At 38.1% G+C, this 16,001-nt stretch carries 14 protein-coding genes and 1 pseudogene; 13 read left to right on the top strand and 2 right to left on the bottom strand.

What is annotated here, in order from left to right; translation table 11 throughout:
- Positions 1-36 precede the first annotated feature (36 nt).
- Positions 37-1,188: an MFS transporter gene (locus tag AB9L17_RS12925; protein WP_223554197.1), complete on the bottom strand. Its 1,152-nt coding sequence runs from the start codon at positions 1,186-1,188 to the stop codon at positions 37-39.
- Positions 1,189-1,284: 96 nt separating this feature from the next.
- On the opposite strand from AB9L17_RS12925, the gene yeiL reads away from it, so the two are divergent.
- Complete coding sequence (yeiL, locus tag AB9L17_RS12920) at positions 1,285-1,947, top strand: transcriptional regulator YeiL (RefSeq protein ID WP_375199200.1); 663 nt, start codon at positions 1,285-1,287, stop codon at positions 1,945-1,947.
- A 6-nt stretch (positions 1,948-1,953) separates the two neighbouring features.
- Here yeiL and AB9L17_RS12915 read toward each other — a convergent pair whose 3' ends face one another.
- Positions 1,954-2,253 carry a hypothetical protein gene (locus AB9L17_RS12915; protein WP_374966548.1) on the bottom strand — a complete coding sequence of 100 codons (300 nt, stop codon included), beginning with the start codon at positions 2,251-2,253 and terminating at the stop codon, positions 1,954-1,956.
- Positions 2,254-2,408: 155 nt separating this feature from the next.
- Between AB9L17_RS12915 and AB9L17_RS12910 the strand changes: the two genes are divergently transcribed.
- The 12 genes and pseudogenes from AB9L17_RS12910 to AB9L17_RS12855 all read left to right on the top strand — a co-directional run bounded on the left by AB9L17_RS12910 (position 2,409) and on the right by AB9L17_RS12855 (position 15,989).
- On the top strand, positions 2,409-2,531 hold the full coding sequence (locus AB9L17_RS12910) for a hypothetical protein (RefSeq protein WP_375199199.1): 123 nt from the start codon (positions 2,409-2,411) through the stop codon (positions 2,529-2,531).
- Positions 2,532-2,751: 220 nt separating this feature from the next.
- Positions 2,752-3,732 (top strand): diaminopimelate dehydrogenase, encoded by a 981-nt coding sequence (locus AB9L17_RS12905; RefSeq protein WP_068984350.1) that lies wholly within the window; start codon positions 2,752-2,754, stop codon positions 3,730-3,732.
- 514 nt (positions 3,733-4,246) lie between these two features.
- On the top strand, positions 4,247-4,750 hold the full coding sequence (locus AB9L17_RS12900; protein WP_223554192.1) for a GrpB family protein: 504 nt from the start codon (positions 4,247-4,249) through the stop codon (positions 4,748-4,750).
- Positions 4,751-4,931: 181 nt separating this feature from the next.
- Positions 4,932-7,475, top strand: a complete 2,544-nt coding sequence (locus tag AB9L17_RS12895; RefSeq protein WP_375199198.1) for a transcriptional regulator — start codon at positions 4,932-4,934, stop codon at positions 7,473-7,475.
- Between the two features lie 20 nt (positions 7,476-7,495).
- On the top strand, positions 7,496-8,041 hold the full coding sequence (locus AB9L17_RS12890) for a bacterial transcriptional activator domain-containing protein (RefSeq protein WP_375199197.1): 546 nt from the start codon (positions 7,496-7,498) through the stop codon (positions 8,039-8,041).
- Between the two features lie 303 nt (positions 8,042-8,344).
- Positions 8,345-9,163, top strand: a complete 819-nt coding sequence (locus AB9L17_RS12885; RefSeq protein ID WP_375200792.1) for an alpha/beta fold hydrolase — start codon at positions 8,345-8,347, stop codon at positions 9,161-9,163.
- Positions 9,164-10,295: 1,132 nt separating this feature from the next.
- Complete coding sequence (locus AB9L17_RS12880) at positions 10,296-11,534, top strand: substrate-binding domain-containing protein (RefSeq protein ID WP_375199196.1); 1,239 nt, start codon at positions 10,296-10,298, stop codon at positions 11,532-11,534.
- A gap of 92 nt (positions 11,535-11,626) precedes the next feature.
- Positions 11,627-12,403 (top strand): ABC transporter ATP-binding protein, encoded by a 777-nt coding sequence (locus AB9L17_RS12875; protein WP_223554182.1) that lies wholly within the window; start codon positions 11,627-11,629, stop codon positions 12,401-12,403.
- Entirely contained in the window at positions 12,378-13,085 is a 708-nt protein-coding gene (locus tag AB9L17_RS12870; protein ID WP_068984344.1) for an ABC transporter ATP-binding protein, read from the top strand. The genes AB9L17_RS12875 and AB9L17_RS12870 overlap by 26 nt, the downstream gene beginning before the upstream one ends.
- Before the next feature lie 15 nt (positions 13,086-13,100).
- Positions 13,101-13,972, top strand: a pseudogene (locus tag AB9L17_RS12865) (branched-chain amino acid ABC transporter permease).
- Positions 13,969-14,988, top strand: coding sequence for a branched-chain amino acid ABC transporter permease (locus AB9L17_RS12860; RefSeq protein ID WP_068984342.1), 1,020 nt, complete (start codon positions 13,969-13,971; stop codon positions 14,986-14,988). Before AB9L17_RS12865 ends, AB9L17_RS12860 begins: the two are co-directional and overlap by 4 nt.
- Complete coding sequence (locus tag AB9L17_RS12855) at positions 14,985-15,989, top strand: 3-oxoacyl-ACP synthase (RefSeq protein WP_068984341.1); 1,005 nt, start codon at positions 14,985-14,987, stop codon at positions 15,987-15,989. Before AB9L17_RS12860 ends, AB9L17_RS12855 begins: the two co-directional genes overlap by 4 nt.
- The last annotated feature ends 12 nt before the right edge of the window (positions 15,990-16,001 follow it).

The raw sequence follows: 16,001 nt of genomic DNA, 5'->3' as shown, positions 1-16,001 counted from the left end.
GCAGGTGAAGGTACAATGTCTTCACCTGCTTGTTTTTTAATATTGATATTTATTTCTAGTAGTAAGTAAAATAACGATTGCTGGAATCGTACAAATAAGCATTGCGCCAAATGATAGTCCAGGCGAAATTTCGTATAAATAGCCGCCTAAAAATGTAAGGATCGCTGTACTTAATCCCATTGCTAATGCTGAGTAAAGACCTTGAGCATTTGGAATTTGTTCCTTCGGCAATGTTTTTGTTAAATAGCCAATAAAAGCGAAATGTGCGAGTGCAAATGATAACGCATGCAAGGTTTGAGAAGCGATAAATACCCAGACATTAGGGAACAGGTAAATCAGTAACCAACGTAATGAGGAACCACATGCTGCTAAAAGTAATAAAGAAGATGAGCGCCATTTTTTAAATAGTGTATCAGCCTTCAGAAAATATAAAATTTCGCAAATAACGGCGATATTAATAATCATTCCCATATAGAATGGATCGACATGGAGATCACCTAAATAGATATAGCCGTAGCTGTAATAAGAAGCATGTGCGCCCTGCAATAGGATCACGATTACTAAAACAATTGGGAAGCCTTTAATACTCCATAATGATTTCATCGACAATGATTTTGCACGTTGTTCTTTTGTTGGGACAACAAGTAACTCTTTTGGTGTAGCCAATTGTTGCATGAACAGCATACCAATAAGGCTAATGACCAAACTCCAATAGATAACGTTCTGACCAAATACACCAGTTAGCATACTAATAATTAATACCGCAATGACAAAACCAATAGAGCCATATGAGCGACTTTTACCATAGTGTACATGTCCATGCTGGATTAGTGTTGCAGCACTACTTTCTACAGCAGGTAACAAAGCTGGATAAAAAATGTTAAATAAAAGGGTAACGATAAGTAGCGAGATAAAGTTTGTGCTTGGTATGTAAAGTAAAGTTGTAATTAGGGCACCTATTGCTAGGATGCTACTGAGTCGTTTATTATGCACATATTTAGCAAGAGTCGGGAAGAAAAAAAGATTTGAAATGGCTCGTGCTAAAAGACCACAGCCCATCACGACACTTGCCTGTGATACTGTAAGGTGTTTAACATCTACAAGCCAACCTGTCCAATAAGGTAAGAAAATACCCCATGTAATAAAAAATGCAAAGAAATTTTGAGAAAGCCATCGTTGATTGTTCATTTATTACGTACCTCCATTAACTATGTTGAATAATAGCACGTTCAACGCTACAATAATGTGAGATATCTCACATTTTATTGTAGGAGAGAGTAATAAATGCATATACTGACAGCTGAAGAACGTTCCTATTATCTAGAAAAATATCCAATTGATGATTTTTTCTCCTTTGATATTGATCCATTTCTGGAAGTGTGTAAATTTGAAAAAGGCGAATGGATTTTTAAGGAAGGATCATTTCCAGATACGCTGTACTACATGATCGAAGGAAAAGCGAAACTATATATGACGCATAAAAACGGTAAAGTTTCGCTTATTGAGTATCTTGAGGCTCCACTTTTTATGGGTGAAATTGAGTTGCTTAATGAAGCAAGATATACAAAGGGGATTCAGACCGTGACCGAAACGATTTGTCTTTCTATTTCTCAGGCCTGTAAAGAAAAGTTACTTACTGATGTGCTCTTTTTACGTAAACTCTGTGTGTTTTTAGGGGAAAAGGCGACAATTATGACTTCTAAATATACACAAAATCAGGCATATCCACTTGAAAATCGGCTAGCTGCATTTATCCAATTATCGTCTGATCAAGGGATTTATAAGGAAAAGCATACTGAAATCTGTGAATATTTAGGGGTTTCTTATCGACATTTATTATATGTACTTGCACAATTTTGTGACGAAAAAATTTTAGAGAAGAGAAAGAATGGCTATCACATTATTAATGAGAAGCGTCTTGCGCACTTGGCACAGGAAATTCAGTGAGGAATACTAAAGCTTATTGTATTCACTTTTTTTAACTAACCAGCGTGCAATCTCCTTACCGCTATGGTAGAAGTTTATTTCATGGACTCTTTGTTTTTGTGTGGAGGTGTCTAAGGTTTCTTCCATAACGCCAAAAGGTATAACCCCTATACATTGGTATTGATCGGTTGAAAATCTTTTACGCATTGCCTTATTTTCGATGTTTGTACCATGAGTTTTAGCAGATTTTTGTGCATTTTGGAATGGACAAGCAAGTAATTCTCCTTGTTTCAATGTTGTGCTTGGTGAGTAACAATTACTTTTCATTCATCATGCCCCCTTTTGTCGTTAGTTTTATTGTACAAGACATGTGGTGGGAAAAGTCTTTATTTACAAGGCTTTTACGAAAACTTAAAGATTAGTTTATCAATTATGCCGAGGCCTAATAGCGTCCGGAATCGGCTTTGTGCTTAGGCCAGCAAATGTTTTATGTGCGAAAGCGCAGTGTTAACGTAGCGACAGCAACAAATGTTTTATGTGCGAAAGCGAAGCGACAGCATGATGTTGGTCACTCAGTCGTTGCCACAGGACGTGGTCATTCTTAGACTGAGTTCCTTTATTTCAGCTGATGTTTGTACACCCGGTGTAAGAAGTTGTAACCGTATTCATGTCATGAATGGATAGATATCATAGAAAATTTGCATAATTTACTAGACAAAAATACGTACTCAAACTATTGTGAATTTTCCTAACACGACGTATTATTGTAAGTAGATTTAACGTGAAGGGCTTCACATAGTCACGTAATCGTGAGGAGGAATTTTAATGAGTGCAATTCGAGTAGGTATTGTAGGGTATGGAAATTTAGGGCGCGGAGTAGAATATGCTATTTCACAAAATCCAGATATGGAATTAGTAGCGGTATTTACACGTCGTGATCCTTCAACTGTAAACGTTGCAAGTAATGCCAACGTATATTTAGTGGACGATGCTGAAAAATTCCAAGATGACATTGATGTAATGATTTTATGTGGTGGCTCTGCAACAGATTTACCAGAGCAAGGACCACACTTTGCACAATGGTTTAATACAATAGATAGCTTTGATACACATGCGAAAATTCCTGAATTTTTTGAAGCGGTAGATGCAGCAGCACAAAAATCTGGTAAAGTATCAGTCATTTCTGTTGGTTGGGATCCAGGTTTATTCTCATTAAATCGTTTGCTTGGTGAGTCCGTTTTACCAGTAGGTACAACATATACATTCTGGGGAGATGGCTTAAGTCAAGGTCACTCAGATGCTGTGCGTCGTATTGAGGGCGTTAAAAACGCTGTACAATACACTTTACCAATTAAAGATGCTGTAGAACGCGTTCGAAATGGTGAAAATCCTGAGCTGTCGACACGTGAAAAACATGCTCGTGAATGCTGGGTTGTTCTTGAAGAAGGTGCGGATGCAGCAAAAATTGAGCAAGAAATTGTGTCAATGCCAAACTATTTCGACGAATATAACACAACGGTTAACTTTATTTCTGAAGAGGAATTTAAAGCGAATCACACAGGTATGCCACATGGTGGTTTCGTTATTCGCAGTGGCGAAAGCGGCGCTAACGATAAACAAATTCTTGAATTCTCATTAAAACTTGATAGCAATCCAAACTTCACGTCCAGTGTTCTAGTTGCTTATGCTCGTGCGGCGCATCGTCTAAGCAAAGCTGGAGATAAAGGTGCAAAAACAGTATTCGATATTCCATTCGGTCTGTTATCACCAAAATCTGCTGCTGAATTACGTAAAGAACTTTTATAATAGTAAACTATTTCTACCCGATTATCATGTTATTTGATAATCGGGATTTTTCATTTTAAGTAAATCACTCAACTTTGGGAGTGAAATAAAGGATTCTAAAACTGGATATACCAGCATGCCTACAACAAATGATACGTTAAACAAACTGAGTTGAAAGCTCAAAGGTAAAAGTTGAAGTCCTAAGTTTACGTTTCAAAGTTCTTTTGATTAAAGTTAAAAACTTAAAGAAAAAAATCTTTTAAATCCTGGTTATTGGTTAAAGTACTGATTTTTCTGGACCGTCCGTCATCCACTAGGTAGTAAGAATAATTATTGTAAATCTTGCGATGAATCCAGATGGAATGTTTCATATTGGCGATAGGGTAAAAGTAGGCTATGATGGTAAAATAAAGGATAAAGTACCGATTGGAAATATTACACTTTCTATAGAATTAGTTTAGTAAGATCTACTAATTTGGTTGTGCCATGTAACGTTGCTGCTTTGTAAAAAAGGGGAGATTTGGGGGAGTTTTATATGGAGAAAGTAAATTTTTTTAATAGTGAACTATTTCATAAAAATGCTGAGAAAGCTTTTTTGATACACAAAAATAAAATAACAGAATTACTACCAGCGGCCGATATCCAGCATGTAGGTAGTTCGGCAATTCCTAATAGTGTTACTAAAGGTGATTTAGACATCCAAGTACGTGTTAGTGCTGAACAATTTTCGAAAGCAATAGAAATTCTATCAATTTTATATGAAAGAAATGATGAAAGTGTCAAAACAGATACATTTAGGGCCTTTAAGGATGATACAAGTAATCCTCCTTTAGGAGTTCAATTAACTGTAATTGATTCTGAGTTTGATTTCTTTTGGAAATTTAGAGAAGTTTTACTGGCAAATAAAAAATATCGAGATGCATATGATAATTTGAAGAAGGAATACGAAGCCAAATCAATGGATGCTTACAGGGAAGCCAAAGATATCTTTTTCCAAAGACTAATGGAAACGCCTGAGTTTAAGGATTACGAGAAGTAATTTTTGAATGGAACAATTCCACGTTATGGTGATGGGCTCATAATTTTAAACTTTGAAGATTTGTAACCTTACATAACCAGTTGAATGGGGAGGTTATCACAAAATGACCACAGACATTATTATCCAATCGAAATGTATTCCACCGCGGCCGTCCAATCATTGTATTAGTAGAGCTACATTAATGAGAACATTAAAAAAAAGCCTAGACCATTCTTGCACACTTATTCATAGTGGTGCTGGATATGGCAAAACAACCATCCTTACACAATTTCTACACACTGAAGCTAGCAGATTTTCTTGGTATAGTGTATCGGAAGAAGATGATAATATCTTGCCGTTTTTAAGGCATTTGTTTTTTAGTATTAAACGAGTCGTTCCGGGTTTCGGTCAAGGATTTGATGCATGGAATCTATTATCACGTTTTCCGAAAATAGAAGAACTCAATCGCTTATATAAATTATTTGTTAATAATTTATGTGAAATTGAAGAGCCAATTTTAATCGTCATTGACGACTACCATCTCGTTGACCATGAATTTCATATTAATTATGTGATGGAAAAAATTATTGAATTTTCACCACCGAATGTACATTTTATAATAGCGTCTAGAACACTGCCAAATTGGGATATTACAAGAAAATTAAAGCTGCAAAAAAAATTACTCGTTATTTCTGAAGCAGAATTAGCATTTTCTTCAGAGGAGATTGCTGTTTTTTTTGAGGATTATGTAGCTGTGCGTTTAACAGAAGATGAAATTGCTAAGGTTTTGGAAATTACAGAGGGATGGGCAATTAGTATTTCTTTATTAGCTGAGCAATGGAACAACGAGACATTAGATCATTGGTTAAATATCTCTACAAATGATCTTTTCACCTATTTATCGGAGGAAGTTTATCTTAAGATGTCTACATTCGAGCAAGAGACATTATTAAAGTTGGCGATTTTCCCCACTTTTTCAGAGGAGTTTATTACACAATTTTATGGTATTGAAATAGCGGAGGCGCTCAGTCAATTTGTACAACGGCACTTATTTATTCAAACTATAACAACAGATGGTTTATATCGTTTCCATGCCTTGTTCAGTCGATTTTTAGAGTTGAAATGGCAACAACATGCTTTACAGTATATTGCATTACATAAACAAGCAGCATTGTATTATGTAGAGCAAAACAATATACAAGCTGTTCTTCATCATGCATTTAAAACGAATGATCAGAACTTTTGTGGTGAGCTATTACAAAATCATGCTGAAAGTCTTGTCCGTGCTGGACAATTTGAGTGGTTATTAGAAAAAATAAATCGATTTACAGCTGCCGAAAAATCGGAATATTACAAAATATATTATTTTGAAGGTGAGTGCCATCGCTACCGTGCGTATTATGAAAAAGCGAAGCAATCCTATGAAAATTGTGCAATGTTCGCGAAAAGTAAGAATGATTATCTCTTTATGACAAAAGCGCAGGCAGGTTTAGCGCATATTTATCTCGATACAATCCAGCCAGCATTGGCAGAGCCGCATTTAAAAAAGGCATTAGAGTTAGCGAATCATACACCGTTAAATAAAGAGGAACTTTTAGAATTACAGCGTCAATATGCAGAAAATTTAGTTAATTTAGGAAAAGCAAAACATGCACATATATTTACAGAGGAGGTTGCCTTGACGGAGGATGTGCTGCAAAGAGCGAATGTCGATGTTCGAATACTGTTAAGAACTGGACAGTTATTGGAAGCTAGAACTTTGCTGGCGAAGAGATTGGAATTACCACCACAGCTAGTGGCGACACATAGAGAGAGTGAGCTGTTAGCGTCATTTGTCTATGCACTATTAGGGTTGGGCAAGGATGCTTGGTATGCCGCTCAGCATGGGATTCGTAGGGGGCAACGTGAAAAGTCTATTTTTATTGAGGCGGTTGGCTATATTCGCAAAGCACATGCTTTACTATTAGTAGATTTTCCTGACTATCAAGGAGCCTGTAACGCTTATGAGAAGGCCCTAACATTGATGAATACCATTAATATTTCTCGGGTTAAGGCTGAACCATTTATGGGGCTAGCAATTGTCAAGCATGCACAAGGAGATATGATCTCTGCTAAAAAATATTTAGCACTTGGTCTACAGGAAACGGAGCAAGTACAAGATGCATGGATGACTGCCCTTATATTAATTGCTGAGGTGAAAATCATTCTTTCTCAACATGAATTTGCTCGAGCAGGGCAATTATTAATAAAAGCACAGCGACTTTTCCATAATTGTGGCGACCAGAACGGTGAGATGCATGTACTATTCTATCAATCTGTGATTGCCTATAAAGAAAATGATGTTCAACAATTCAATCTTTCTTTTCAGCAATTTGCACAACTGTGTATCACCAATGGCTATGACTATTTTTTACAAAGAAAAACCATTCTCGGTCCGCCTAATAGAATGATTTTTTATGAGCTTTTACAATTTAGTAGAAATAGTGGTGGTGAAAATGCGGCTATTTCGGCAATGTGTCGTTATTTTCAAGTAGATGAAAGTGTCGTTTATCCACATGAAGAGGTGCAAGTAAATTTTTTAGGAAGTTTAGACTTAATCAGAAAGAATCGAAAGCAGAGGATAAAGAATGGCAGCGCGATAAATCGAAGGAGCTCTTCGTTTATTTATATTGTCATCGCAATCGATTTACGCCAAAGGAAGAGATTGCGCAGGCTTTATGGCCAGAGCGGAATGTTGATTCACTAGATCGGGATTTTAAAGTGGTATTGAATGCGTTATTAAAGGTTCTAGAGCCAACTAGAAGTGCTCGTCAAGATAGCTTTTTTATTCAGCGAAAAAATAATATGTATCAATTACAGCATATTCAATTTTTGCAGATTGATGTTGAACGTTTTCTCTATTTTTATGAATTAGGGATGGAGGAGTTCGATCCACAATTGTCAAATGACTGGCTGCATCTTGCTGAGATTAGTTATACCGATGCACTCTATGCTGAAAAAAAGCAGTTAGATTGGCTCATGCAGGATCGTGAAAAGCTGCAATCGTTATATATTGAAGTACTTGAGAGATTAGCGCAAAATGCGACAAGGCAACAGAATTATAAGCAAGCTATTTTATATGCAGAAAAAATGCTTCGTGAGGATGCGTTATGGGAAGAAGGCTATCGATTGTTGATGTATAGTTACTATCAATTACAAAACCGTTCCCTTGCGTTGAAATGGTATGAAAAATGTGTAAAGTTATTAAAAAAAGAGTTAAATACAACACCAATGGAATCGACGATGGTTGTTTATGATTTAATTATGGGTTAGTGTATATTTGGAGTAAATACCGTTTTTTAGGCTCATCACCGAAAGTCGTGGGTGACATTTGTTAAAACATATACTATGTAAATTAGTTGATTGGAGTGGAGGCTGGGTGACTCCTTGGGGATCAGCGTCACAGATGAGACCCTGGAGCGAGCAACGCGAGTGAAGCGGCTCATCGGACGCCCCCAGGAAGCTCTGCTCTGCGCGAAAGCGAAGCGTCAGCGGCAAAGCGCCCAGTCGGAACGGAAATCAACCACACGTTTTGGTGATGAACCATTTTTTATAATAATATTTGGAGGAACTACTATGGCATTTTGTAAGGTAAGGAAGGCGAATATTTACTATGAAATCATTGGGACTGGAACACCAATCGTGATGCTTCACGGCTATTCGCCTGATCATAGATTAATGAAGGGTTGTATGGAGCCTGTTTTTGTAGAAAGAGAAGGCTGGAAGCGAATTTATATTGATCTTCCGGGGATGGGCAAGACAACAGACTATGAAACAATCAATAACTCGGATGAAATGCTAGTGGCCGTAGTAGAACTAATATACTCTTTAATCCCAAATGAACGTTATCTATTGGTGGGGGAATCTTATGGTGGATATTTAGTGCGAGGGATTCTGAGGGAGTTTCATGAACAAATATTAGGGGCTGCATTTATTTGTCCATTGATTATTCCTGATAAACCAAGTCGAACAGTAGCAGAACAAAGTATTGTCTCGGCAGATAAGGAATTTTTATCAACATTGACAAAACAGGAACTTGATGATTTGAGCTCACATCTAGTTGTTTTAAATGAAAATAATTGTCATCGATACACAAATGAAGTGTTAGCAGGTCAGAAAATGGCGGATGTGGAATTTTTAGAAAAAATCCAAAAAAGCTATGGTTTTTCTTTTGCTGTTGACGAAATGATTTTTGACAAACCTAGCATTTTCTTGCTTGGCAAACAGGACTCTATGGTTGGTTATAAAGATGCTTTTGATATTATCGATAAGTTCCCAAGAGCGGCCTTCACAATTTTAGATAAGGCTGGACATAATTTGCAAATTGAACAAGCAGATCTATTTAATAGCCATATGCATGAATGGTTAGATAGGGTAGAGGGATATAATGTTTAATCTTTATGCCAAGCTAAAAGGATTCACTGAATTAGGTGAGTCCTTTTTTTATGCCCCATCATGAACGAAATTTATAGAGGATAATCCCGGAAGCACGAAGACTGTAGAAGGGCGGGTTTTACTGGTGAGCGCAAAGTAGATCAGGAATGACAAGAAATCTATTTTGGGGATGCGCATTATTTAGTACATGATGTTCAGCTTCAATCTGAGAGTGCTAGTGTATCAACATATCAAAAGTTTGAAGTGTCTAGTAAAAACAACAACAGGAAATATACAATACCCGCTAAATTGTTAAATTAAATGTAGGCGACGCAAACTTCAGTGTGGTCAGATATACTGTATTTTCTAATGTTCCGATAAGTTGATAAAACATTCCGATAAAACCTGAAATTGTTCCGATAAACCTCAAGATTGTTCCGATAAAACACAAATTTATTACGATAAAATTCTCAACCCCGGAATTGATGATAAAAGGGTGCTACTGAAAAAGCGGAAAGTAAATGACTTTAGAAATATCCCTTTGATTAAGTGAAGCACCGCAAACTATCAGTGCGGTCAGATAGCGTACATGAAGGTAGATGTCGATATTTTTCAAAAGTTGTGTGATAAATTGATAAAGTTGGTCGATAAACAATCAAAAGTTCTCGATAAATCTCAAACCTGTTTCGATAAACCCTCCTCCCCGGAAAAACCACTCTTTTGTCGCAGAAAAATGAGGCTGGGACAGAACTCGATTATTTTGAAAAATAGCGAAAACAGATAATAACTTTTTCGCTTCAATGAGTAGAGTGTTCCTTCCTAAATCAAAAAAATGTTAGACATTTCAATCGGTCTAACATTTTTTCTTTTTGTCCCATCCGATGCGCTCCGCTGTACTTTCGTGACGGAGAACACTTGCGACTGCCGTTGCGCTCCGCTGCACTCTCGTCGCAGAAAAATGAGCTCCCTTAAGGGCAGCTCATTAAAAGATTTTGCAGCTGCCGTTGCGCTAAAGCTACACTTTCGCTGCAGAGATAGTTGACTCAGTAAACTGACCCAACTATCTTGTAACTAATTTGTAACTACAGTTTTATATAGTGGATTTAGCAACGAAAGCGCTTTCTTTTTAACTTATTATGAAAGGGGTTATGGGATGAAGAAGCATTGGTTATTTGTGCTTTTATTGATGCTGGCGATGTTGATGGTGGCTTGTAATTCAGATGGATCGAAGGATAGTTCTACAGATGGTAAGGCATCGGAGGATGATACAAAGGGGACTGCTGAGGAAGGGGGTACTATTAAAATCGGTGTACTTGCGTCATTGACGGGAGCTCTTGAGTCGTATGGAAAACAAACGCAGCGTGGCTTTGAATTAGGGATTGATTATGCTACTGGCGGTACGGTGGAGGTTAACGGTAAGAAAATTGAAGTTGTCTATGAAGATACAGAAACAAAGCCTGAGGTTGCGGTACAAAAAGCGACAAAGCTATTGGAAGATGACAAGGTGGATTTCTTAGTAGGTTCCTCTAGCTCAGGTGATACGCTCGCTGTATTACCATTAGCTGAAGAATACGAAAAGATTATGGTTGTGGAGCCTGCGGTAGCGGATAGTATTACGGGCGCAGAATTTAATGAATATATTTTCCGTACAGGTCGAAATTCTTCTCAGGATGCCTATGCAGCTGCCGCGGCAATTGCTGGGAAGGGTGTTAAGATTGCCACTTTCGCACCGGATTATTCTTTTGGTTGGGACGGGGTAAATGCATTTAAAAGCGCGGCGGAAAAACTAGGCGCAGAAATTGTCTTAGAGGAATATGCTGATCCTGCAGCAACGGATTTTACATCGAATTTGCAAAAAGTAATTGATGCAAAACCAGATTATTTATTTGTTGTATGGGCAGGAGCAAACTCACCTTGGAATCAAATCGCGGATCTAAAAATTCAAGAGAAGGGCATTAAAATTTCTACAGGTGCACCTGATATTATCGCACTTAAATTTATGAATCCGTTAATAGGTATGGAAGGCTTCTCAGTTTATTATCATACGTTACCTCAAAATGATGTGAATAAATGGCTAGTAGAAGAACATCAAAAACGCTTTAATGAGGTTCCTGATTTATTTACACCAGGAGGGATGTCAGCTGCAATCTCTATTGTAGAGGCTCTGAAAAAATCAGAGGGGGATGCAGATGCGAAAAAACTGATTGGCATTATGGAAGGAATGTCATTTGAAACGCCAAAAGGCAAGATGACTTTCCGAGAAGAAGACCACCAAGCATTACAGTCGATGTATTCGATCCGTCTTGAAAAGCAAGAGGGGGTAGATTATCCGGTACCAGTTCTAATTCGCGAGCTGAGTCCTGAAGAAACGGCACCTCCAGTTATGAATTAGTGAAGGTGGAGACAGAGAAAATTCTGTCTCTCTTCATCTAATCTCAATGAGAATGGATGAAGAGTGATAGAAGTGCTAGAAAGGAGAATATGATGGAGCCTATTTTACGAACAGAAAATTTAACGATTCGTTTTGGCGGACACACAGCTGTCGACCATGTGAATTTTAATATGCCAGAAAAGCATTTGAAATCAATTATCGGACCGAATGGTGCTGGTAAAACAACCTTTTTTAATTTAATCAGTGGGGAATTAATGCCGTCTGCTGGGGATGTCTATTTTAAAGGACAATCACTTGCGCAAAAATCGGCTATAGAAAGAACTCGTATGGGGCTAGGGCGATCGTTTCAAATCACCAATGTTTTTCCGAACTTGACGGTTTTAGAAAATGTCCGTTTGGCTGTGCAATCTAAGGAGAAAGTGCGTTACCAATTATTTCGCCATTATAAAAGCTATAAGGCGATTACAGAAAAAGCAGAGGAGCTATTAACGCTTGTATTACTCGACAATAAAAGAGATGCCCTAACAACCATGCTGTCTCATGGAGAAAAGAGAAAGCTTGAAATTGCGATGTTATTAGCACTGGATACAGAAATCCTATTGCTTGATGAACCAACGGCCGGCATGTCCTTAGAGGAAGTACCAACGATTTTAGAGATCATTCGCACGATAAAAAAACAGGGGGATAAAACCATTCTCCTTATTGAACACAAGATGGATATGATTCTAGATTTGTCGGATTCGATTATGGTGTTGTTTAATGGCCAGCTTCTTGCGGATGGAACCCCGGAGGACATCATGAAAAACGAAACCGTACAAAATGCATATTTAGGGGGTCTTTACGATGAACACCTTACTGAAATTAAATGATGTCCACACATATATCGGCCAATACCATATTTTGCAGGGAGTCAATTTTGAGGCAAAGGAGGGGCAGGTAAGCGTACTTCTTGGAAGGAATGGCGCAGGGAAAACGACTACTTTAAAAACGATTATGGGATTAACGCCTGCCTCAAAGGGAGAGGTAAACTTCCACTCACACTCTATTAAAAAAAGCCCGACTTATAAAGTGGCAAAATTAGGTATAGGTTATGTGCCTGAAAACCAAGGAATCTTTGCAGATTTAACCGTTGAGGAAAATATGAAAGTGGCGATGCGTAAAGAGGATGCGGTTACCTTAGAGCGACAAAATTATGTGCTAGAGCTGTTTCCAGATTTAAAGAAATTTTGGAAAAAGGCTGGTGGACATCTTTCAGGTGGTCAAAAGCAAATGCTGTCCATGGCAAGAGCATTTATAAATGATAGTAAGTTAATTTTGATTGATGAGCCTTCAAAAGGACTGGCGCCAATAGTGGTGGAGAAAGTAATGGAGGCTATTGTTGAAATGAAGAAACAAACGTCCATTGTCCTTGTTGAGCAAAACTTTATTATGGCGAGTCGAATTGGCGATACCTACACATTGATTGATGATGGGAGAACGGTTCACTCAGGTAAAATGCAGGATCTTATCCATAATGAAGAACTAAAAAGAAAATACCTAGGAATAGGATAAGGGTGGTGTACTTCATTGGAGCTATTCGTAAATTTAGTCGTTAATGCCTAGCGACGGGCATGTTAATTTTTTTATTGGCAGCCGGTCTTACGTTAATTTTTGGATTAATGGATGTTTTGAACTTTGCACATGGTGGATTATTTGTCTGGGGGGCTTATGCTGGAATATTTACGTATATGTTCACAGAGAGCTTTTTAATCGGCATTATAGGGGCCGTTGTCACAGGTGCACTTTTAGGACTTATTACAGAGAAATTAATTATTACCCCTGTTTATGGCAATCATATTCAACAAATTTTAATTACTTTAGGGCTCATGCTTGTGTTACAGGAGATGATTAAAGTTGTCTTTGGACCTAATGGTGTGGCAGTGAAAACGCCAAGTTATTTAGCAGGTAGTTGGGAAATTGGAGACGTTATTATCATTAAATATCGATTATTTATTATTGTTGTAGGTTTTGTGATTTTCGGTATTTTCCAGTACATGTTGAAGCGCACAAAGATTGGGCTAATCGTTCGGGCCGGTGTACAGGATAAAGAAATGGCACAGGCACTCGGGATTCATATAAAAAGAGTATTTCTATATGTCTTCATGGTTGGTGCAGCATTAGCGGCACTTAGCGGCATGTTAATGGCTCCGTATTCTGGTGTTATCTATGCAGAAATGGGCATGGAATATGCGATTTTGGGCTTTATCGTTGTCGTTATTGGAGGAATGGGTAGCTTTTCGGGCTCTCTACTTGCGGCAATATTAGTCGGTTTAGCAGGTAGCTTTATGGCTTATTATGTTCCCGTATTATCGCTTGCGGTCAATATGATTTTAATGGCTATCGTCTTAATTTTCCGACCACAAGGCTTATTTGCAATGCGAAAGGAGCGATCCACATGAAAAATAAGCTGTCATTAAAGTATGTAGGCTTTTTCCTCATGCTGGCCATTTTAGTGCTCCTTCCTTTCGTCAATGATTCAAGAACACTCATGATTTTATTAACACAGATTTTTATTTTCGGCATTTTAGCGATGAGTTATGACATTCTATTAGGCTACACAGGCATTGTGTCATTTGGTCACGCCATGTTTTTTGGTATAGGAGCGTACACAACATCTGTCATGCTGAAACAAATGGATAACACGCTGTCGATCTTTCTATTGTCAATCGTTGTCGGCATATTGATCGCAGGGTTCATTAGCTTCTTAGTGGGGTTACTAACACTTCGGTTAAAAAGTCATTTCTTTGCAATGTTGACGCTAGCCTTTTCGGGACTATTTTTAGTAGTGGCGGAAAAATGGCGCTCTATCACATACGGAAATGATGGCTTTACATTTAGAGCACCAGACATATTTAGAGACAGAATAACGTTTTATTTCTTTGTATTAGCATGCTTAGTCTTTATTTTTATCGCACTATATCGCTTCGTTAACTCACCAACAGGGCGGATTTTAATCGCTGTTCGAGAAAACGAACAACGCACAAAATCATTAGGCTACAACACCTTGCATTATAAAGTGATTGCATCCGTTGTTGCAGGTACCGTTGCCAGCTTAGCGGGCGCCTTATATGCTATATCACTTCGCTTCGTTAATACGAGTGTGATGACAATGGATATCACATTAGATGCATTGCTAATGACAATTATTGGTGGTGTTGGCACATTGGTTGGACCATTGCTCGGAGCGGCTGTAATTGAATATGCACAACATACACTCTCAGGGTTAGCCCGTGATTATCCAATATTTGAGCGTTGGATTATTTTCTTTGGGATTCTATATATTTTAGCTGTTATCTTTTTCCCGAAAGGAATTATTGGGTCACTGCGCATGATGTATTGGAAATGGCGATTAAAGCTAAAGGAAAAAGACAAAACATCAGTTGCCCAGCCGCAGGAAAAGGAGCGATTTGAATGACTGTAGGTATTGTAAGTACCGGAATTTATATTCCACAAACAAAAATGACATCTAAAGAAATAGCAGCCCGTTCTACTATTCCAGAAGATATTATTCGACAAAAAATGGGCATCCATGAAAAGCCTATTCCGGGTGAGCATGATCATACAGTGCAAATGGGTGTGTGGGCAGCTCAGGAGGCAATACGCAAGGCTAATATCGAGCCGAAGGACATTGATGTTGTTATTTATATGGGAGAGGAGCATAAGGAGTATCCTCTGTGGACGGCCTCTATCAAGATGCAGGAGGAGCTTGGGGCCGTCAATGCTTGGGCATTTGATGTGCAATTAAGATGCGGCACGACGATTATGGCTCTTAAACTAGCAAAAAGTTTAATGGCATCAGACGATTCTATTCAAACCATTCTATTAGCAGGTGGCTATCGAAATGTTGATTTTATCGACTATAGCAATCCGAGAACACGGTTTATGTATAATTTAGCGGCTGGTGGAGGCGCCATCCTTTTACAAAAGAACTATGACAAAAATCATTTATTAGAGGCAGCTATTATGACGGATGGCTCGTTCTCGGAAGATGTTGTCGTGCCCGTTGGTGGTACTAAGAAACCGTTGACGTCTTTTGATTTAGAGAATAATTTATATCAACTTGATGTCATTGACCCAATAGGGATGAAGGAACGTTTAGAACAAAAATCTTTAAGCAATTTTTTGAAGGTCATTCGAACATCTTTAGCGAAAAGTGGATTGAACGAGGGAAATATAAGCTATTTAGCGATGCTTCATATGAAAAGATCTGCTCATGATTATATTTTATCTGAACTTGGTCTAAAGCAGGAGCAGTCCATCTATTTACAGGAGTATGGTCATATCGGACAGATTGATCAAATATTATCATTGCAGCTGGCGCTAGAAGAAGGTCGTATTCACGCTGGGGACATCATCACACTTGTGAGTGCTGGTATTGGTTATGTATGGGGAGCTATGACAATTCGATGGGGATAAGGGGGCAATGCG

This window comes from Lysinibacillus sp. RS11 (assembly GCF_042019215.1).
In the GTDB taxonomy this organism is placed as follows: Bacteria; Bacillota; Bacilli; order Bacillales_A; family Planococcaceae; genus Lysinibacillus; species Lysinibacillus xylanilyticus_A.
The sequence above is the reverse complement of the archived record's forward strand: the minus strand, read 5'-3'. Positions and strand labels throughout refer to the sequence as shown.

Coding starts and splice junctions, on each gene's coding strand:
- AB9L17_RS12925 (WP_223554197.1), bottom strand. CDS start 1,188: ATGAACAATCAACGATGGCTTTCTCAAAATTTCTTTGCATTTTTTATT.
- yeiL (WP_375199200.1), top strand. CDS start 1,285: ATGCATATACTGACAGCTGAAGAACGTTCCTATTATCTAGAAAAATAT.
- AB9L17_RS12915 (WP_374966548.1), bottom strand. CDS start 2,253: ATGAAAAGTAATTGTTACTCACCAAGCACAACATTGAAACAAGGAGAA.
- AB9L17_RS12910 (WP_375199199.1), top strand. CDS start 2,409: ATGTTTTATGTGCGAAAGCGCAGTGTTAACGTAGCGACAGCAACAAAT.
- AB9L17_RS12905 (WP_068984350.1), top strand. CDS start 2,752: ATGAGTGCAATTCGAGTAGGTATTGTAGGGTATGGAAATTTAGGGCGC.
- AB9L17_RS12900 (WP_223554192.1), top strand. CDS start 4,247: ATGGAGAAAGTAAATTTTTTTAATAGTGAACTATTTCATAAAAATGCT.
- AB9L17_RS12895 (WP_375199198.1), top strand. CDS start 4,932: ATGAGAACATTAAAAAAAAGCCTAGACCATTCTTGCACACTTATTCAT.
- AB9L17_RS12885 (WP_375200792.1), top strand. CDS start 8,345: ATGGCATTTTGTAAGGTAAGGAAGGCGAATATTTACTATGAAATCATT.
- AB9L17_RS12880 (WP_375199196.1), top strand. CDS start 10,296: ATGAAGAAGCATTGGTTATTTGTGCTTTTATTGATGCTGGCGATGTTG.
- AB9L17_RS12875 (WP_223554182.1), top strand. CDS start 11,627: ATGGAGCCTATTTTACGAACAGAAAATTTAACGATTCGTTTTGGCGGA.
- AB9L17_RS12870 (WP_068984344.1), top strand. CDS start 12,378: ATGAACACCTTACTGAAATTAAATGATGTCCACACATATATCGGCCAA.
- AB9L17_RS12860 (WP_068984342.1), top strand. CDS start 13,969: ATGAAAAATAAGCTGTCATTAAAGTATGTAGGCTTTTTCCTCATGCTG.
- AB9L17_RS12855 (WP_068984341.1), top strand. CDS start 14,985: ATGACTGTAGGTATTGTAAGTACCGGAATTTATATTCCACAAACAAAA.